This is a genomic window from Loktanella sp. PT4BL (assembly GCF_003201935.1).
GTDB lineage: Bacteria > Pseudomonadota > Alphaproteobacteria > Rhodobacterales > Rhodobacteraceae > Yoonia.
Genome location: NZ_QJJL01000003.1, coordinates 192,913 through 211,922 on the forward strand (window position 1 = coordinate 192,913; position 19,010 = coordinate 211,922).

The window sequence follows — 19,010 nt, forward strand, 5'->3', positions numbered from 1 at the left end:
AAGTTGCAATTTTTGATTGCACTCATAACTTCAAGTTATGAAAAACCTCACATTGAAACAGCTGCGTTATTTCGAGGCCCTTTCCCGTCATGGTCATTTTGGCCGTGCGGCCGATGTCTGTGCTATTTCACAGCCAGCCTTGTCCGTGCAAATCAAGGAGCTGGAGCAAAGCCTTGGCACACCTCTGTTTGAAAGGGGCCCGCGCAAGGTGCGCCTGACCGCCTTTGGAGAGGAGTGGGCGCTGCGCGTGCGCGATATTTTGCGCGCTGTGGACGAATTGGGCGACATGGCCCGTGCGGCGCAGGCGGGGTTGGTGGGGCGTTTACGGATCGGGGTGATTCCCACGATTGCCCCGTATCTGCTGCCCGGCCTAATCGGACATCTGGCCGGTGTGCATGCCGACCTTGATGTGCATATCCGCGAAACCGTCACGCCGCGCCTGATTGAAGAATTGACCAACGGGCAGATTGATACAGCGATTGTCGCGCTGCCAGTCTTTGAACCTGGATTTGAAGAGGTGGCGCTCTTTGACGAAAGCCTGATGTTGGTGCGCCCGATCAAGGATGCGGAGCGCCCAGTCCCCAGCCCCGAGGATCTGCGCCAGATGCGTCTTTTGATGCTGGAAGAGGGGCATTGTTTTCGTGATCAGGCCCTGTCGTTTTGCAACCTGCAAAGTGCCGCCGCACGCGAAGGTCTGGACGGCAGTTCGCTGTCCACGCTGGTGCAAATGGTGGGGGCAGGGATCGGGGTGACGCTGATCCCGCAGATGGCGGTGCCGGTCGAAACCCGTTCGGCCCCTGTCGTGATCAGCCGTTTTGCAGAGCCGGAACCGAAGCGCACAGTGGGCATGATCTGGCGCAAGACGAATCCGCTTGCCGGACAATTGCGACAGATTGCCAATATCGTCCAACAGATCGGGCAGGATCTGGCGGGCTAAACTGCGCTGTGCAGCAGCGTTTCCAGCAAAGGATTCGGGAATTTTCGCGGCACCGTGACCGCATGGAAACTCTCGGTCAGGCCCATTTGGTGGGGGGACTCAATCAACATGCCGTTGCGCAATTCGTTCTGCACGGCAATCGGCGGCAACACCCCAAGCCCGATATCCTCACGCGTGAGCAGGCGCATCAGCGCCATATCATCAACTTCGGCAGCGAGTGTCGGGGTAATTCCTTCGCGCGCGCAAAGCCGGTCAAATCCGGACCTTACAGGGCTTTCTTCGGTTGGCACGATGATCGGGTTGTCGCGCAGAAGGTTTGCCAGAGGCAGGTCAGCGCGCAGGCGTTCCGGCGTGCCGATCAAACTCACCGATTGCTCCGAAATCGGCTGCGAAGTGAATTTCGACATCGCATCATGCGCCGGTGCGCGGTTGGTCAGTACGACGTCAAGATTCAGCGTTTCAAGGCTTTGCAGCAATTCCACCAAGGTGCCCGAGCGCAGCACCAATTCCACATCGGCAAGGCCAAGCAAGGGACGCAGAAATTCAATCTGAAAATTGCGTGACAGTGTTGCCAGCGCGCCAACCCGCAGCACCTGACGTGGCCGTCCTTGTTGGCTGAGGGTTCCCAGAAGGTCCTTGCCCGCATCAAAAATCGTATCCGCGTAATCCAGCGTGATCCGTCCCGCCTCGGTCAGGTGCAACTGCCGCCCGCGCCGCTCGAACAGCGCGTGGCCCAACCGGTCCTCCAGCTTGCGGATCTGCACCGAGAGCGCGGATTGCGACAGGTTCAGCTTTTCTGCCGTTCGCGTCAGGTTTCCTTCATGGGCGACCGCCCAGAAGTAGCGCAGGTGATTATAGTTCATGTCAGACATATATTCTATATAATAGAACGATAAATCGCAAACAATGTATTTTTTATCAGAAATGCGATGCTCTATCCCGTCGTGAAATCAATTCACACGATGGAGACCGACATGCTGCTGAGCGCATTACCGTTACTGGCCCCTCTGATCTTGATCGCGGCTGCCTTTGCGCCGCGCGTCCTGAAAGATGTATCTGCGCAAAAAGGTGCACGGATCGCAGAATACGCGAGCCTAGGCGCGATTATGATCGCGGTTCTGTCGGCGGTCGTGCTGGCCAGCAATGGCAGCGGTGACAGTATCTTGATCGGCTTCTTGGAAATCGGGCTCTCGGTCCGGCTGGACATTGTGAGCATCGTGATGCTGTTGCTGGTCACGTTCATCGGCTGGGTGGTCGTGCGCTATGCGCGCACCTATCTGGACGGCGAAGCACGGCAGGATGTTTTCACATTCTGGCTCTTGGCGACGCTTGCCGCGGTTCTCTTTCTCATTCAGGCGGGCAATCTGTTCCAGTTCTTCGCAGCATGGGTCGCAACGAGCGCATTCCTGCACAAGCTATTGCTCTTTTATCCAGAGCGCGTGGCGGCCCAGAGAGCGGCGCGGAAGAAATACATTATGGCACGGATCGGGGATGCTGCGGTGCTTGGTGCGATGCTCATGCTTGTCAGCACGTATGGCACAACGCAAATCTCGGTGATCCTGAGCGCGGCTGCAGAAGGAACGGGTGGCGGGCTGGCACTGGCGGCGGCTGCACTGCTGGGGCTTGCGGCCATCCTGAAATCGGCGCAGTTCCCGACCCATGGCTGGTTGACCGAAGTCATGGAGGCACCGACGCCTGTCTCTGCCTTGCTGCATGCGGGCGTGGTCAATGCGGGTGGTTTTCTTCTGATCCGCTTTGCCGATGTGATGCTTCTGTCACCTCTGGTGCTGGCCATTCTGGTATTGATCGGCGGTTTTACAGCGCTCTTTGGCGGCTTGGTGATGCTCACGCAGTCGACCGTCAAAACCTCTCTTGCGTGGTCTACGATTGCACAGATGGGCTTTATGATCCTGCAATGCGGTCTGGCGCTCTTCCCGCTGGCCCTGCTGCACATCGTGGCGCACTCGCTTTACAAGGCGCATGCCTTTTTGTCCGCTGGTAACGCCGTGCAGAATGTTGCGGCCATCCGCAAGCCGGGGCCCGTCGCGGTGCCTGATCTTGGTGCGGTGGCACGCGCGTTCGTGGTGGCCTTGGCCATTTATGGCGTGGTCTATGCGATCCTCGGGTTGGGCTTTGACTTTGGCGGGAAGTCACCGCAGGCCATCGCCCTTGGTGCGATCCTGATTTTCGGTGTCGCCTATCTTCTGGCCCAGGGTTTTGCGGATGAGGCACCGCGCGCGCTCACACAACGGACAGCGGTTTATGCGGCGGCTGTGACTGTCAGCTACCTTGTCTTGCAGCGCGTCTCTGAATGGCTCACGGCTGGGACGCTTCCTGCAACACCGCCGGCGAGCGCACTGGAATGGGCGCTGATCCTGCTGGCAATGGTCAGCTTTGGTCTGGTGGCCCTTGCGCAGGCAACATTGCCGCTGTGGTCTTACCATCCCGCCGCGCAGGGCCTTCGGGTGCACTTGTCCAACGGGCTTTACATCAACGCAATCTCTGACCGGATGATCGGCGGTTGGAAGCAGACACCATCCAGCAAAGGAGCAGAACAATGAAAGCGGAAACATACGCAGGCTATTCCGGTGCGCATCTGGAAGTGATCGCCAAGGCCGAGGCCGCAGGCCGCGCTATTCCACCGCTCTGGCCGCTGTCATCTTCTGTCGCGGTGAACCCGTTTCTCGGCCAAACTGAGAACAGTTTACCGCAGGTCGCGGCGCTGTTGGACAGGGTCGCCGGAACAGCGGTGACTATGCCACGCGACTGGTACCGGACGAAAGTCGAAGACGGGACAATCAACGACGCCGATCTGACCGCAGCGCTGGCAAAGTTCCCGGAGGCAGCCAAGGATATTGCGGCACTCAAGGCTGCAGCAGGCCAGCCTGCACCGTCACCCCATGCGCTCCCGACTATTGCGGACCTTGCATTTGAGGTGTCAGGGATCGACTGGCCCGGCATCGTGAATGACCGTTTCGGAAGCTGGGCTGCAGGTTACTTTGATGCAGGTCAGGCGCTGTGGCAGAACAAGCCCGGACGGCGTGCCTTTGATGCGTGGCGGGACTTTGCCAGCCGTGATCTGACGCCCGAAATTGCAGGTCTTGGTGGTTTTGGAGAGCTGGTTGCGAATACACCTGCACGGACGCGCACGGCACTTGTCGCAGCGGTTGATGTGCTTGGGTTGTCGGCCGAGGCAACGGAGACATATTTTCACCAGTTGCTGCTGGGGCTTGGCGGCTGGTCGCAGGTGGCGCGCTATCGGTTGTGGCAGGCAGAGCTTGCAGGCGGAACCGATCTAACGACGACCGATTTACTGACGATCCGTCTGATCTGGGAACAGGCGCTCTATCGGAAATACGCCAAAGAGATCGAAAAGAAGTGGGCGGAGATTGCGAAAGCGCACGCCACACCTGCGACGCCATCATCCGATCACCTGATTGATGCAACCTTGCAGGCGGCAGCAGAGTTTGCCGGACAGCGCGCGCTGTCCGAAACACTGGCCAGCACGTCTGTGCCAACGGCCGAAGGCCGGCCCGCGCTACAGGCCGCATTCTGCATCGATGTGCGCTCCGAGGTCTTCCGGCGGGCGTTGGAAAGCGTTGATCCCGCAATTCAGACGCTGGGGTTTGCGGGTTTCTTTGGTCTGACCGCATCGCACCAGAGCTTTGCCTCCGATGTAGCCGAACAGCGACTGCCTGTTTTGTTGAACCACGGTGTGACCAGCCATGCCAGCGCGGATGCAACGGCGGATCAAACCGCACGGTTCAGCGCCCGCGCCAAACGTGCATGGGGGCGGTTCAAGCTGGCGGCGGTATCGTCCTTTGCATTTGTCGAGGCCTCCGGCCCGATCTATGTCGGCAAATTGCTGCGGGACGCGCTGGGCATGGATGCGGCCAAAGGGCCTGACAGCCACATCCCCGTGCTGGACGAAAGCTTTGGTCTCGAAGACAGGATCGGGGCAGCCACAGCGATCCTTGGCGCAATGTCCCTGACAGGCAACTTTGCGCCGCTTGTCTTGCTCTTCGGGCATGGCGCGAATGTTGTGAACAACCCGCATGCCAGCGCGCTGCATTGCGGTGCCTGTGGCGGGTATTCGGGTGAAGTGAACGCGCGGCTTTTGGCGGGCATCCTGAACGACAAGGACGTGCGGGCAGGGCTGGCCAAGAATGGAATCGTGATCCCCGCGGACACGCTTTTTGTCGGCGGGCTGCACGACACGACGACAGATGATGTCACGATCTATGACGGTGATTTTGCGGGGCACGGGCACCAGAGCCACCTTGCAAAGGCCCGTGACTGGCTGGCCTCGGCGGGCAAGCTTGCGCGGACAGAACGTGCTTTGCGCCTGCCGCGTGCCGCCAATGGCGACGACGTGGCCAAGCGGAGCCGTGACTGGTCGGAAACACGGCCCGAATGGGCGCTGGCGGGGTGCAAGGCCTTCATCGCGGCACCGCGGTCGCGGACCAAAGGCAAAGGGCTGGCGGGGCGCGCGTTCCTGCATGACTATGACTGGCAAAAGGACGAGGGCTTCGGTGTTCTTGAGTTGGTCCTGACCGCCCCCGTCGTCGTCGCAAGCTGGATCAGCCTGCAATATTACGGCTCCGTCGTGGCACCTGACGTCTTTGGGGCGGGCAACAAGCTATTGCACAATGTCACCGGCGGCGTCGGTGTGGTTGAAGGCAACGGTGGCATCTTGCGCGGCGGCTTGCCTTGGCAGTCGGTGCATGACGGTGCGGGCTATGCCCACGATCCACTGCGGTTGTCTGTCTGCGTCGAAGCGCCTGCCGAGGCGATCACCGCGATTTTGGAGAAGCACCCCAATGTGCGCGCGCTTTTTGACAACAGCTGGCTGCATTTGTTCACGCTTGACCAGAACGGCGCCATGTCGCAGCACTATGACGGTGATCTCAAATGGGTGGCATTTGACGGGGTTGCAACCGAAGGCGCACTTGCGGCCTAGTCAGCCTTCGGCGGCGGTCTCTGCGATCAGGGACCGCTTGCCGATCTGTGCAAGTGTGATGCTGGTTTCGTTTTTCAGAACGTTCCAGAGTTCACGCAAGCCGTCCTCCCCACCTGCGGCAATAGCAAATTGCAGGACGCGTCCGAAGAAGGTGAAGTTTGCACCTTGGGCGTAGGCTTTGACCACGTCTTCGCCGCTGCGCAGGCCGGTGTCGTAAAACAGCGGGTAATCGGGGCCGAGTGCGTCGCGGATTTTTGCTAGTTCGAGGATCGGTGGTGGCGCGCTGTCGAGCTGGCGTGAGCCGTGACTGGACACTTGGATCGCATCGACGCCCGCCGCTTTGAGCGCCATCGCATCCTCTGCATCCAACACACCTTTCACCACCAGCTTGCCCGGCCACATGTCCCGCAAACGGGTCAGCGTGTCCCAATCGGCGCGGGCGCGGCTTTCAGTGCGGTCGAAGTCGTAGCCATCCATCAAGAAGTTGGCCATCTGCGGCTTGCCTGCGACAAGCGAGGTCAGCGACCAGCGCGGGTGCAGGGCAAAGTCGATGAACTGTTTTGGCCCTATCTTGAATGGCATGGTAAAGCCATGGCGCAGCTCGCGCGGGCGGCGGCCCACCTCGGCCACGTCGACCGTGAGCACGATGGTCTCATAGCCCGCAGCCTTGGCCCGTTCGACCAGTTTGAAGGTGCCTGTGCCGTCGCCGCTAAAGTAAAGCTGGAACCATGCGTTGCCTTCAGCGGCCTCAATCAGGGGCTCCATCGCGGTCGAGGCCACGGTCGACACCCCCAAAGGCACGTTTTCGCGGGCGGCCAATCGCGCCAGCATCATGTCGGCACCGGGGCCAGACAGATTGCACATGCCCATCGGGCTGATACCGAAGGGGGCTTTGGTCGGTTTGTCCCACAAAGGCACTGATAGCGAACGGTCACTTACATCGCGCAGGATGCGCGGGCGCAGTTCCAGATTGTCAAAGGCCGCACGGTTGCGCGCGGCCCCTGTCTCGGTGCCCGCGGCACCGTCGATATAGTCAAAAACCATCCAGGGAAGCCGCTTGCGCGCACGGCGGCGGGCGTCTTCGCTGGAATGGATCTTTGGTGCCATTTAGCTGGCCACAGCCTTCATGAAGCGGTCACGGATCACGACGGGGTCCATGGTGATGACAGGCAGCTTGATGTTGCCGCTGTCACATTTGCTGACGATGATGGTCATCTTCTTGCTGTCGATGGCCGCCTGCAATGTCTTGCCGGTGTCCACGTCCTGACACACGACCACGTTCTCACAGCCACAGGCTTTGGCAACATTCTCAAGCTTGGTCTTCTTACCCGCATAGGTCGGCTGGTCGCCGGTGGAGCCGTAAGAGCCATTGTCGATGATCAACAGAATGAAGTTGTCGGCCACGTTGTTGGCGATTGTAGGCAATGTCCCGAGGTTGGTCAGAACAGAGCCGTCACCGTCGATCGCGATCACGGTCTTGTCTTGCGCCAGGGCCAGGCCCAGACCGATAGAAGAAGACAGGCCCATGGTGCCAAGCATGTAGAAATTCTTGGCGTTGTCGTCGATCATATGCAGCTCTTGGCTGGGCAGACCGATGTTACAGACAACCAGCTGGTCGTGAAGGATGGGCGCGATATCGCGCAGGATTTCTGAACGGATCATTGGTCGCCGTAGCCTCCCCAGAAGGACGCATCCGTGAGGATCGCCACAGGTTTGTTGCACATGAAGGTGTATTTCAGGATCGCGTCGAGTTCGTCTGCGTCGCTTTCCTTGTGGAAGTGGTATGTCGGGATGTTCATCTGGTTCAGCAGTGCCTTGGTGTGCACAGCCATTTCCACCTGACAGGCCACCGGTTCACGCAGCTCGCCGCGATAGCTGATCAGCATCGGCAAAGGCATGCGGTAATACTGGATCAGGGTCGCCAGCGTGTTGATGGTCACACCGATCGCTGTGTTCTGCATGATGATTGCAGGGCGCTTGCCGCCCATGAAGGCACCAGCGCACAGGCCCATGCCTTCGTCCTCTTTGTTGGACGGAATGTGGAAAATTTCCGGGCGTGCTTCGACTTCGTCGATCACACCGGCCAACTGCTTGCACGGCACAGTGGTGATGAAGGATACATCGTTGGCGACAAAGTCATCCACGATCTTCTTGCTGATACTCAAGGTCTTACGTCTCCTGTTTGCGCCCCGATTAGGGGCGTTGGGTGATGGGGGTGGATCATTTGGTGTCGCGTGCCACGTGAACTGCGCAGGGGGCATGTTGCACGACGCGCGCCGCGGTCGACCCGAGGAAATAGTCAATCAGTCCGGGTTTGTGAGACCCGAGCACAATACAGTCCGCTTTCATTTCGGTGGCAGTATCAATGATGGTGCGCCCGCTGTGGCCCTTGACGATCATGGATGACACGCCGGGCATCGCCGCGACACGTTCCTCAAGGCGCGCCTTGGCCCGATCAAAGGCGCTTTGGACCACACTGTCGTCGATATAGGCCCCGACCGAGCCTTCCGGCGCTTCATAGACGTGCAGCGCTGTGATCTTGCCGCCTTCCGACAACAGGCGGCGGGCGATTGCGACGCTGTTTTCGCCAACGCCGTGATCAAGGGCCATTGGGACCAGAATGTTCTTGTACATGCCAAAACTCCTTCGGTTTTTCGGTCTCAGGGACGTAAAATGATCTTGGGTGCGGCAACAACGCCAGCCCGGATATCCGCAAAGGCCTGCTGCCCGTCAGCGAGGGGGCGTTCTTCTGTCCAGTCGAGCGGGCCAAGGCGCCCGTCAAAGATGGCTGCAGCAGTCTGGCGGAAATCTTCGGCGGTATAGGTGTAGGTGCCGATGAAGGTGATTTCCTGCAAGGTCATGCGGCGGATATCAAGACCGCCCGTCGCTTCGCCGAGGCCGATATGCATGATCACGCCTCCGGGGCGTGTGATGGCCGTGGCATCCGCGCGCGTCGCGGCATAGCCTACCCCGTCGATCACGAGATCAGCCTGTTCTATCGTACCGGGTGCGACGGCTTCAAAGCCGTCGATCAGGTCAAGCGTTGCACGGCGCAGGGTGTTTGGTTCGATGACTTTGATATCGGTCGCCCCGAATGCCCGCAGACACAAAGCAGCGCCCACACCGATCGCGCCCCCGCCGACAACAACGCATTGTGCATCTGCTAGCGGCATGTCCAGCGCCGCAGCCCCCAGCCGGACCGCATGCCAGCCGCAAGCCAGTGGTTCGGCCAAAGCTGCCTTGGTGAGCGGCACGTCATCTGGCACCGTCACAAGGTTTCTATTGGCCATCACGACATAGTCGCTGAATGCACCCTCGCGCGGGGGCATCGAAATAATCATGCGGTCCGGACAGAGGTTATCGCGGCCTGCCTTGCAGGCACGGCAGATGCCACAGGTTGCCAGCGGATTGATCGTCACGCGTGAGCCATCCAGCGCGCCGCCCATGACAACGCCCGCAGCTTCATGGCCAAGGATCAGCGGAGCTGGGCGGCGTTCATCATGGCCCAGAAAGGCGTGCATGTCGGACCCGCAAATGCCAGAGGCCTCGACCTTTATCAGGCTTTGGCCTGCACCGGGCGTGGGATCAGGCATCACGCGGTAAACGAGCGTCTCCACAGCATCATAGACAAGCGCTTTCATTTCGCTGTGAAACCTCCGTCAACCATCAGGACCTGCCCCGTCACATAGGACGACGCGTTCGAGCAAAGAAAAAGAAGTGGGCCGTCGATGTCCGACAGGGCGCCGTTGCGGCCCACACATGTCTGCGCCGCGTTGCGGGCGGCGCGTTCGGGGTCGGCAAAGACGGGGCCGGTTAACTCGGTTGGAAAGAAACCCGGCCCGATGGCGTTGGCGGTGATCCCGTCTTTGGACCAGGCCTCGGCCATCGCGCGGGTCAACTGGCCAATGCCTGCCTTCGACGCGCCATAGGCAATCCCGCCCGGAAAGGCGCGTGTTGTCTGGAGAGAGGCGAAATTCACGATCCGGCCCCAGCCTTTGGCCTTCATCGCAGGGACGAGGGCCTGAGAAAGAAAGAAGGGTGCGGCCAGATTGAGGTTCATCGTCACGTCCCAGCCCGCGTCCGTCACATCATCCGCAGCCTCGCGGGTGTTGATGCCTGCAGCATGGACAACGATGTCAGGCGCGCCAAAGGGTGCAGCGACCTGCGCTGCGATATCGGCAATCTGGTCCCGTTTTGACAGATCGGCGGCTACGACTGCGGCATTTGCCCCCGTCTCAGCCGCCCAGCCGTTCAGCGCATCCGCGCGGCGGGCCACGCCGACAACCTTTGCACCGGCCGCAGCCAGTGCAATCGCGGCGCGTTGGCCAAGACCCGCGCTTGCGCCGGTGACGCAAGCAACGCGACCGGTCAGGTCAAAGAGATCACGGGGATCACTCATCTGGCGTCAGGTCAAAGTTTTCGCCGGGGAAGTATTTGGCCAGACGTACGTCCGCTGCACGGGCGTGGCCTTCCATCCCTTCAAGGCGGGAAATCCGTGCTGTCGCTTCGGCCACGCGCTTGGACCCTTCGCGTGTGGCCTTCTGCCATGTCACGATCTTCATGTATTTATGGACCGACAGACCACCGGTATAGGACGCAGCGCCCGACGTCGGTAGAACGTGGTTCGTGCCAGAGGCTTTGTCGCCATAGGACACGGTCGTTTCTTCGCCAAGGAAAAGCGAGCCATAGCAGGAAAGACGATCCAGCCACCAATCCAGATCTTCGGCCTGCACGGTCAGGTGCTCGGGCGCGTAATCATCGGAACAGGCGGCCATTTCTTCGCGGTCTGCACAAAGGATCACTTCGGCATAGTCGCGCCATGCTGCTGCGGCGTTGTCACGGTTCACTTCCGGCAGATCGGCGATCAGATCAGGGACGCGGTTCATCACGTCTTCGGCCAGCGCGCGGTCATCTGTGACCAGCCAAACAGGCGAGTTGTAGCCATGCTCGGCCTGGCTCACGAGGTCGGTTGCAACGATACGCGGATCGGCGGTCTTGTCGGCGAGGATCAGGCTATCGGTCGGGCCTGCGATCATGTCGATTCCGACACGGCCGAAAAGAATGCGCTTGGCTTCAGCGACGAACTGGTTGCCGGGGCCGACAAGGATGTTTGCCTTGGGTAGGCCAAAGAGGCCAAAGGTCATGGCGGCAACGCCCTGCACACCGCCCATGGCCATGATTTTATCAGCACCGCAAATGTGGGCCGCATAGATGATGGCAGGGGCGACGCCCACGCCGGGCCGCGGGGGCGAGGCAACGGCGATATGGTTGCAACCGGCAACTTTGGCCGTTGTCACAGTCATGATCGCAGAGGCGATGTGGCTGTAGCGTCCGCCGGGCACATAGCAACCTGCCGCATCAACCGGGATTGCCTTTTGACCAGCGATCAGGCCCGGAACGATCTCGTATTCGATGTTGCTGACGGTGGCTTTCTGCGCTTCCGCAAAGCGTTTGACGTTGTCATGGGCGAACTGGATGTCTTCTTTCAGCTTCTCGGGTACCAGTGCGGTCGCTGCCGCGATCTCTTCTGCGGTGATCATGACGTTGCCGTCATATTTGTCGAATTTTGCCGCGTATTCCATCGCCTTGGCGTCGCCACCTGTCTCGATGTCGGACAGGATGCCCTGAACAATGTCGTGGACATCAGACGCGCCGGACTGCGCGGTCAGCGTCGCTTTTTTGAGATATTCGCGTGCCATGTTTCGTTACCTTATTTCATGCTGTCAGAAAGCATCGTGGTCTTGATCGAAGGGAGATGTGTTGTGATCTGTCGCGGACACCGGTCGGTCGCTGCAGTCTTCAAAGCCGTACCCTCCCAAGACGGCTACTTGATTCTGGGTTAGTGTAAGCGCTTACATCACCTTAATGCAAGCCCTTACATTTTTCGCAAAAGTCCCCTATGTCGGCGCCGGGTTTGACGCTATGTTGAACGCCAGACCCAACCGGAGCGCGCATGACATCCCAACGACCAATACCCACTTTGCAGGACGTGGCCAGCCGTGCGGGTGTGTCGACTGCCACAGTCTCGCGGGCAATCAATTTCCCCGATCAGGTGGCCGAGGTAACGCGTGACAAAGTGAACGTCGCAATTGCAGAATTGGGCTATTCACCCAATTTCGGTGCGCGCGCGATGGCAGCAAGGCGCACCAATACAATCGGTGCCATTATTCCGACAATGGAAAACGCGATCTTCGCGCGCGGGCTTCAGGCCTTTCAGGAAGAATTGCGTCGCAACGGATTTACGATGCTGGTTGCCAGCACGGCCTATCAGCCGGATACCGAGGAAGAGCAGATCAGGTCACTTGTCGCGCGGGGGGCTGATGCGCTCTTGCTGATCGGATATCACCGAGATCCGGCAATCTACGAATTTTTGGATGCGCAGGACGTGCCGGTCCTTTTGACATGGGCATTTGACCCCCAAGCGACACGGCCTTCGGTGGGCTTTAACAACAGCGCGGCAATGCAGGCGATGGCCGAAAAAGTGATCGGGATGGGGCACCGGCGGCTGGCGCTGATTTCGGCAGAAACGGCGCAGAATGACAGGGCGGCAGCACGATGCGACGGGATCAGACAGGCGATGACCGCGGCCGGACTGGACAGTGACACCCTTTGTTTCGTGGAAACGAAATATGGGATCAACGAAGGTGCAGCAGCCTTTGATCAGCTTATGGCCCACGAGCCAAGGCCGACTGCGGTTTTTTGCGGAAACGATGTTTTGGCTGTCGGTGCGCTCAGACGGGCAAGAGAGCGCGGGATTGCGGTTCCGGGTGATGTCTCGATCATCGGGTTCGATGATATCGAACTGGCCCAGGTGGTTTATCCGGCACTGACAACGGTGCATGTGCCGCACCGTGAAATGGGCCGAAAGGCAGGGGAGGTTCTGGTAAACCACCTGCGGGATGGCATCGCTTTGACACCGATTGAGCTTCAGACCCGGCTGGTTTTTCGGGATACGCTCGGCCCGCTTTAAGCAATAGGCGGAGATTGTTGCTTGGATTTTGACGAGCTGCCCCGAATTGTCATGCGATCCCGCAACAATGACGGCAATACCGACAATTTTAGACAAGAAAATCGTCGTAGGCGGACAATTACTTTGCCCAAGAACATTGGATTTGATACTCTTTCCCGAGTTGTTAAGTGTTGTTGGTGAAAACCGTGTTGCGTTATGATTTCCAGATGTACTCTGCGGATAGTGTATCCGTGCAGGCAGGCGGCGGAAAAGGCATTACAAGCCAGGGCCACGCGCGTTCAAACAAAGTCGTCGCTTTTTTCCGGGATCCAACGACAACAGATGCTGTGACATCTGCGCCGCCGATTGTGCGGCTTTTCCTTGAAGAGGCCGGATTCGAACTCTCAGATGCCGAAGTGCCGCAGGTCGAGGACGCAGAAGCACCTTGCGACAAGGTCTTGCGACGGGCGCTGGCAGCGCAACTGACGGCTGCATTGTCAAATCGCGCTCTGAAAAAGGCGCTCGCACGCGCGGCACAGGAAACCGAATTCGATGTAGCGGCTTTCATCGCGGCCGTGGTCAGCAAGAACGCCCCAGATGTGCAGCCAGAGGGCGCGGCACAACCGTGCAAGATCACGCCCCGCAGCCCAAGCCAGCTTCGTAAGGCAAGCTGCAGGAATCGCGAACGTCCACGCTAGGCTTCCTGCTAAGCATGCACGCCTTGATGGCTCGTCGCTTGGCGCCGCCGGAATATGCGATATCAGGAAATTTGGTGGAGCCTAGGGGAGTCGAACCCCTGACCTCTTGCATGCCATGCAAGCGCTCTCCCAACTGAGCTAAGGCCCCAACTTATCAGCTTGCGCTGATTGCCGCTGTCTATGCAGCGATCCGGGCGAGATCAAGAGAAAATCGCGCCCGGTTCAGTCATTTTAATCGTCGTCGTTCGTTGTGACGTCGGCGAGTTCGTCGAGAGAGACGGTATCGTCGTCATCATCGTCTTCCAGAACATCGTCACCGAGATCGACGTCTTCATCATCGTCGTCATCAAGAACCAGATCATCGTCTTCTTCGATGTCCTTCATCTTGGCGGTTTGTGCGTCCTCTGCATCCGCGACCATTGTACGGGTCTTGGACGTGTCGATCGTCACTTCATTGCCCGTATAGGGGCTGATGATTGGCGTCGCGTTCAGGTCGTAAAAGCGTTTGCCGGTTTCGGGGCAAAGGCGCTTTGTGCCCCACTCTTCCTTAGGCATAGGCTATCCCTTCAAAAATCTCTGTCTTCCCTTGCGGGTGATCGGTGCCAACTGCCATAAGCGAGGGGCTGTGTCAAAGCCTTTGGCACTTGAAAACCAAGAAGGTGGATATGGGCCGTCACACCCTGAAAGGCAACCCCCCGATCGAGGTGGTTTTGCGCCGTTCTGTACGCGCCAAGCGCCTGTCGTTGCGTGTTTCGCGTCTGGATGGCCGTGTGACGCTGACGTTGCCACGTTTTGCGCCCGAGCGTGAGGGAATCGCTTTCTTGCGCGCCAAAGAACCCTGGCTGCGCGGACACCTTGCGGATATGCGCCCCGCGATGGCGGCCCAAGTTGGCCAGACTGTGCCTTTCCGCGGGGTGGCAATGCCCATTATTGTGAGTGCCGGCAAGCGCGCGCGTATCCTTGAGGATCGCATCGAGGTCACAACAAGCGCATCTGCTGCGGCGCAGACCAAGGCCCTGTTGCGCCATGCCGCGCGCGATGCGCTTGCGCATGCCTCGGACCGCTATGCGCAGCAAGTGGGTAAATCCTATACGCGGCTGTCGATCCGCGACACACGGTCACGCTGGGGGTCTTGTTCAAGCACAGGGGCATTGATGTATTCGTGGCGGCTGATAATGGCGCCGCCTGCTGTGCTTGATTATGTGGTGGCGCATGAGGTCGCCCATCTGGTTGAAATGAACCATCAACCGGCGTTCTGGTCTGTTGTCGTACAGCTCTGCCCTGATTATGCTCAACATCGCCAGTGGCTGCGTGATGAGGGTGACAAGCTGCACCGCATTGTTTTCGACGATTGACCAATCTGCCTTTCGTGATCACAAAAGGCCCATGATGATCCAGCCACGCCCCCAGGATAATACAACCGCCGCACATGAACGGGTGTATCGCGCGTTGCGGGCGCGGATCATGCACGGAGAAATTGCACCGGGTGAGGCCCTGACGCTGCGGGGTATCGGCAAAAGCTATGATGTTTCTATGACACCTGCGCGCGAGGCCGTGCGCCGCTTGGTTGCCGAAGGTGCGTTGTTCCTGTCGTCGTCGGGCCGTGTCTCGACACCGGAGCTTTCGAACGAGCGGATTGAAGAGCTGGCCACCTTGCGCGCCTTGCTTGAAGCTGAGCTTGCGTCGCGCGCTTTGCCGCGGGCGCATTTTGCGCTGATCGAACGGCTTGAGACTATCAATCAGGGCTTTCACCAGATAATCGCACGCCATGATGCGACGGGCTATATCCGCCTGAACCTCGAATTCCACCGCACGCTTTATCTGCGCGCCCAGGCGCCTGCGATGTTGGCGATGACAGAGACTGTTTGGCTGCAATTAGGACCAACCATGCGGTCGCTTTACGGGCGGCTGAACCGCACCGATCCTCCTGCACATCACAAACTGATCCTTGCAGCCCTGAAGGCCGGTGACGAGCCGGGTTTGCGCTTGGCTGTGCGCGCCGATTCGACCCAAGGTTTGCGGATGCTGAAGGGTTAGGTCCCGTAGATATCGAGATCTTCAAGCGCGAGGTTCATCACCCGCCGGAAATCCTCGCCGGGCATGCCGATCCCATAGGACAGATTGGTGATAAATGCGTATTCGCTTGGAATGATCCGCCCGCTTGAAAGCGCCACAAAGAACGCACCGCGCATCATGACGTCTTTCTCTGAATCGCGCAGACCCTTCCCGAAGTCGATGAAGTCCTGCGGTGTGAGGTTCAGGTCAATATGGTCGGTGATGCGAATAACCTCTGTGGACGGAATATTGGTCCGTGTCAGACGGCTTGCTGCTTTGGTGATCAGCGCAATTTCATTCGATGCAACAATCCCGTCGCATTTGCCGACATAGCACATTGCCGTCAGGATGCGCTGTGTCGCTTTTTTGCGCATCGGTGCGGTAGGGTCGAGACCGAGCAGTGATTTCATGCGCCGCCAGATGACAGCAATGAGGGCAAGGCTGATTGCAACCCAGAGACCATAGTTCTGAATGGTCCGTTGTAGGCTGTTGCGCGCCACAGAAGGCAGGCCGGCGTCAATCAGGTTCAATGACTGCGCGGTTTCCATTTGCTGCGGGCTGAAGGGCCGTTCGATCTGTCCTGTGCAGCGGTCTCTGGACAGAACATATCCAAGGATATTGCTGGAAACCGTGTAGCCCAAAATCCGGATATCTTTGGTTTCATAGCAGAGCGACAGGGATGTGCCATTGGGAGCGTCAATCTCCGTGTCCGCAACATATTCCAAACCCGAGAAAAACCCAGAGTTGGCTGTCCAAGCCTGCGCTGGCCCAGCGACCAGCAAACTCAAGAAGATGGCAACTATGAAACGCATCATGCAAATATCTCGGACTCACTATAAACGTCGCCGCAATAAAGGCAGAGGGCGGCCGCTGTTGTCTCGGTTATCTGCCTGAAAGACCCTAGAAAGCAAGTAATTGAGCGCCCAATGTGCTGTTTTTGCAGCAAGTGTTCCCTTGGTGCCGCTGAAATTGCTTGTATAAAAACCGCCCTGAATTCGGACAAGACGTGGCATGGACCGGCGACAATGGCCGGTCCAGCCTGAAAAATCTACGCGTGTATCGCGCCGTCGCCGCATGCGAGGGCGGCTTCGCGGACGGCCTCGGAGTAGGTGGGGTGGGCATGGCAGGTCCGCGCGAGATCCTCGGCGGCGGCACCGAATTCCATGGCAACGCAGATTTCGTGGATCAGGTCACCCGCCATCGGACCGATAATATGCGCGCCAAGCACGCGGTCGGTCGTTGCATCCACGAGGATTTTGACAAAACCGTCGCCTGCGAAATTTGCCTTGGCGCGGGCGTTGCCCATGAAGGGGAACTTGCCGACCTTGTATTTACGCCCTTGTTCTTTCAGGGTTTCTTCGGTCTCGCCCACATTTGCCACCTCGGGGTGGGTGTAGATCACGCCGGGGATCACGCCGTAGTTCACATGCGGATGCTGACCGGCGATACCTTCGGCGACGGCCATGCCTTCGTCTTCGGCTTTATGGGCCAGCATCGGCCCTGCGATGGTATCGCCGATGGCATAAATGCCCGCGACATTGGTCGCATATTTGCCGTCGGTCTTGATCTGGCCGCGCTCGGACATCTCAACGCCCAGCTCTTCCAGACCCAGCCCCTTGGTGTAGGGTTTGCGGCCTGTGGCGACCAGCACCGTATCGGCGGAAAGCGTGTGTTCGCTGTCGTCCTTGCGCAGTTTATAGGTGACGGTGGCCTTGTTGTTCTTGACTTCGACACCTTGCACAGCCGCACCAAGGGTGAATTTAAGCCCCTGTTTCGTAAGCATTTTCTGGAACTGGCGTGCGATTTCCTTGTCCATGCCGGGGGTGATGGCATCGAGGAATTCGATCACCTCGACCTCGGCGCCCAAACGGGCATAAACAGACCCGAGCTCAAGCCCGATCACACCGGCGCCGATCACGACCAGTTTCTTCGGGATCTTGCCCAGTTCCAGCGCACCGGTGGAGGTCACGACGGTCTTTTCATCAACCTCAACGCCCGGCAGCGATGCGGCCTCGGAGCCGGAGGCGATGACAATATGTTTGGCCTCGTAAACCTCGTCACCCACTTTGACTTTGCCCGCTTCTGGGATTGTGCCCCAGCCTTTGAGCCAGTCTACCTTGTTCTTTTTGAACAGAAATTCGATGCCGCCGGTGTTTTGTGCAATCGTGTCGGCCTTATAGGACAGCATCTGTTTCCAATCGACCGAAGGCGCTTTGCCTTTCAGGCCCATGGTCGCGAAATTATGCTCGGCTTCATGCAGCATATGCGTCGCGTGCAGCATGGCCTTGGAGGGAATGCAGCCCACGTTCAGGCAAGTCCCGCCCAGCGTTTCGCGGCCCTCGACACAGGCCACTTTCATACCCAGTTGGGCGCAGCGAATTGCACAAACATAGCCGCCGGGACCGGCGCCGATTACGATGACGTCATAGCTGGACATGGGGTCTCCTTTAGGGTGTCACAGGGCGTACACACCGCGTACACAACCTGTACATACAAATTGTCATATCAGGGCTGACACTATCATCAGCATGGTTGAGGTGAACCCCACAAACCAAATTATTGACCGCCACGGTGTCAGGCCGAAGTAATAGGCGGGGACATAGAGGACGCGTGCCGCGAGGTAGGTCCATGCACAAATGGCGGAAAATCCGGTGCCTTTGTCGCCAAGGGTGATTACGACGACGGCGATCGTGAACAGGATCAGACCTTCGAAGTGGTTATTGAGGGCACGGAACAGGCGTGCGGTCTTATCGCTCACCTGTTCGACCAGGGGTTTGCCCAGGCGGCTCGCATCCCGTGGTGACATGGTTTTGCCGGGGCCAAGTTCGAGATTGGCAGGGATCGCCATCAGCGCGAACTGCACACCTTGCAGGAGGGCTGCGAGCGCGAGAACGGTGAGTTCGGGGGTCATGGTGTCACGCCGTCCCGGGCGTGACCCGGGACCTCTGGTTTGTTTTGCGGGGGAGGCCCCGGATCAGGTCCGGGGCTGCGTTCCTCTGGCTGCGGTTCATTGCGTCAGAACAGCGGCAGGATCATCATGGCCAATCCTGCAAGTGATGCAAAAAAGGCGACCGAACGCACCAGCGGAATGCCTGAGGCATATGCAGGAATATAGGCGACACGCGCCCAGAACCAGATTGCGGCACCAAGGGCGGAGGTGGCGGTGCCCATCTCGGTCACGGCGAGCGTCAGTGCCAGTGCGATGAAGGCCGGCAAGGTTTCCAGATAGTTGCGCAAGGCGCGCTGGATGCGGGCGGCCACAACACTCTGGTCGCGGTTTTCGTCCTGCGGTCCCAGCGCCCAACCGATCCCTTTGCTCAGGTCGCTGAACGTGGCCTGCACGAGGACATGCACAACGAGGAGAATGACGCCGTAGACGAGGTATTGCAGTTCAGGTGTCATGGGGTTTCC

20 protein-coding genes and 1 tRNA gene are annotated in these 19,010 nt (G+C 59.0%); 7 read left to right on the forward strand and 14 right to left on the reverse strand.

Annotation, left to right across the window (positions count from 1 at the left end; genetic code table 11):
• Positions 1-37 precede the first annotated feature (37 nt).
• Positions 38-937: a hydrogen peroxide-inducible genes activator gene (locus C7964_RS10675; protein ID WP_110279661.1), complete on the forward strand. Its 900-nt coding sequence runs from the start codon at positions 38-40 to the stop codon at positions 935-937.
• Here the strand turns inward: C7964_RS10675 and C7964_RS10680 are convergent.
• Positions 934-1,809, reverse strand: a complete 876-nt coding sequence (locus tag C7964_RS10680; RefSeq protein WP_110279662.1) for a LysR family transcriptional regulator — start codon at positions 1,807-1,809, stop codon at positions 934-936. The two genes, C7964_RS10675 and C7964_RS10680, sit on opposite strands and share 4 nt — an antisense overlap.
• A 102-nt stretch (positions 1,810-1,911) precedes the next feature.
• On the opposite strand from C7964_RS10680, the gene C7964_RS10685 reads away from it, so the two are divergent.
• Both C7964_RS10685 and C7964_RS10690 read left to right on the forward strand, forming a co-directional pair.
• Complete coding sequence (locus C7964_RS10685; protein WP_110280232.1) at positions 1,912-3,498, forward strand: NADH-quinone oxidoreductase subunit L; 1,587 nt, start codon at positions 1,912-1,914, stop codon at positions 3,496-3,498.
• Entirely contained in the window at positions 3,495-5,897 is a 2,403-nt protein-coding gene (locus C7964_RS10690) for a YbcC family protein (RefSeq protein ID WP_110279663.1), read from the forward strand. The genes C7964_RS10685 and C7964_RS10690 overlap by 4 nt, the downstream gene beginning before the upstream one ends.
• Here C7964_RS10690 and C7964_RS10695 read toward each other — a convergent pair whose 3' ends face one another.
• The 7 genes from C7964_RS10695 to hisD are packed head-to-tail and all read right to left on the reverse strand — an operon-like array spanning position 5,898 to position 11,596.
• Entirely contained in the window at positions 5,898-7,004 is a 1,107-nt protein-coding gene (locus C7964_RS10695; protein ID WP_110279664.1) for an alpha-hydroxy acid oxidase, read from the reverse strand. It abuts the gene before it with no gap.
• Positions 7,005-7,559: a sulfopyruvate decarboxylase subunit beta gene (gene comE / locus C7964_RS10700; protein ID WP_110279665.1), complete on the reverse strand. Its 555-nt coding sequence runs from the start codon at positions 7,557-7,559 to the stop codon at positions 7,005-7,007.
• Positions 7,556-8,062 carry a decarboxylase gene (locus tag C7964_RS10705; RefSeq protein ID WP_055293711.1) on the reverse strand — a complete coding sequence of 169 codons (507 nt, stop codon included), beginning with the start codon at positions 8,060-8,062 and terminating at the stop codon, positions 7,556-7,558. The genes comE and C7964_RS10705 overlap by 4 nt, the downstream gene beginning before the upstream one ends.
• Before the next feature lie 55 nt (positions 8,063-8,117).
• On the reverse strand, positions 8,118-8,531 hold the full coding sequence (locus C7964_RS10710; RefSeq protein ID WP_110279666.1) for a universal stress protein: 414 nt from the start codon (positions 8,529-8,531) through the stop codon (positions 8,118-8,120).
• A gap of 26 nt (positions 8,532-8,557) precedes the next feature.
• Complete coding sequence (locus tag C7964_RS10715) at positions 8,558-9,538, reverse strand: alcohol dehydrogenase catalytic domain-containing protein (protein ID WP_110279667.1); 981 nt, start codon at positions 9,536-9,538, stop codon at positions 8,558-8,560.
• The gene (locus C7964_RS10720; RefSeq protein ID WP_110279668.1) at positions 9,535-10,296 is read right to left on the reverse strand and encodes an SDR family NAD(P)-dependent oxidoreductase; all 762 of its coding nucleotides are present in this window, start codon (positions 10,294-10,296) and stop codon (positions 9,535-9,537) included. The genes C7964_RS10715 and C7964_RS10720 overlap by 4 nt, the downstream gene beginning before the upstream one ends.
• Entirely contained in the window at positions 10,289-11,596 is a 1,308-nt protein-coding gene (gene hisD / locus C7964_RS10725; RefSeq protein ID WP_110279669.1) for a histidinol dehydrogenase, read from the reverse strand. Before hisD ends, C7964_RS10720 begins: the two co-directional genes overlap by 8 nt.
• A gap of 254 nt (positions 11,597-11,850) precedes the next feature.
• On the opposite strand from hisD, the gene C7964_RS10730 reads away from it, so the two are divergent.
• Together C7964_RS10730 and C7964_RS10735 are read left to right on the forward strand one after the other, a co-directional pair.
• Entirely contained in the window at positions 11,851-12,867 is a 1,017-nt protein-coding gene (locus C7964_RS10730; RefSeq protein ID WP_110279670.1) for a LacI family DNA-binding transcriptional regulator, read from the forward strand.
• Positions 12,868-13,043: 176 nt separating this feature from the next.
• A complete protein-coding gene (locus C7964_RS10735) occupies positions 13,044-13,544 on the forward strand; it encodes a hypothetical protein (protein ID WP_146214851.1) in 501 nt (166 codons plus the stop codon).
• A 72-nt stretch (positions 13,545-13,616) separates the two neighbouring features.
• Here C7964_RS10735 and C7964_RS10740 read toward each other — a convergent pair.
• Positions 13,617-13,692: transfer RNA gene (locus C7964_RS10740), tRNA-Ala, on the reverse strand.
• 83 nt (positions 13,693-13,775) lie between these two features.
• The gene (locus C7964_RS10745; protein ID WP_110279672.1) at positions 13,776-14,099 is read right to left on the reverse strand and encodes a TIGR02300 family protein; all 324 of its coding nucleotides are present in this window, start codon (positions 14,097-14,099) and stop codon (positions 13,776-13,778) included.
• 110 nt (positions 14,100-14,209) lie between these two features.
• Here C7964_RS10745 and C7964_RS10750 point away from each other — a divergent pair, with 110 nt between their 5' ends.
• Together C7964_RS10750 and C7964_RS10755 are read left to right on the forward strand one after the other, a co-directional pair.
• Positions 14,210-14,899, forward strand: a complete 690-nt coding sequence (locus C7964_RS10750; RefSeq protein ID WP_110280233.1) for a M48 family metallopeptidase — start codon at positions 14,210-14,212, stop codon at positions 14,897-14,899.
• A gap of 31 nt (positions 14,900-14,930) precedes the next feature.
• The gene (locus C7964_RS10755; protein ID WP_110279673.1) at positions 14,931-15,581 is read left to right on the forward strand and encodes a GntR family transcriptional regulator; all 651 of its coding nucleotides are present in this window, start codon (positions 14,931-14,933) and stop codon (positions 15,579-15,581) included.
• Here C7964_RS10755 and C7964_RS10760 read toward each other — a convergent pair.
• The 4 genes from C7964_RS10760 to C7964_RS10775 all read right to left on the reverse strand — a co-directional run bounded on the left by C7964_RS10760 (position 15,578) and on the right by C7964_RS10775 (position 19,001).
• Complete coding sequence (locus C7964_RS10760; protein WP_110279674.1) at positions 15,578-16,414, reverse strand: tellurite resistance TerB family protein; 837 nt, start codon at positions 16,412-16,414, stop codon at positions 15,578-15,580. The two genes, C7964_RS10755 and C7964_RS10760, sit on opposite strands and share 4 nt — an antisense overlap.
• Before the next feature lie 233 nt (positions 16,415-16,647).
• Positions 16,648-18,036 (reverse strand): dihydrolipoyl dehydrogenase, encoded by a 1,389-nt coding sequence (gene lpdA / locus C7964_RS10765; RefSeq protein ID WP_110279675.1) that lies wholly within the window; start codon positions 18,034-18,036, stop codon positions 16,648-16,650.
• Between the two features lie 63 nt (positions 18,037-18,099).
• Entirely contained in the window at positions 18,100-18,510 is a 411-nt protein-coding gene (locus C7964_RS10770) for an MAPEG family protein (RefSeq protein WP_110279676.1), read from the reverse strand.
• 104 nt (positions 18,511-18,614) lie between these two features.
• Positions 18,615-19,001 carry an MAPEG family protein gene (locus tag C7964_RS10775; protein ID WP_110279677.1) on the reverse strand — a complete coding sequence of 129 codons (387 nt, stop codon included), beginning with the start codon at positions 18,999-19,001 and terminating at the stop codon, positions 18,615-18,617.
• Positions 19,002-19,010: the final 9 nt, after the last annotated feature.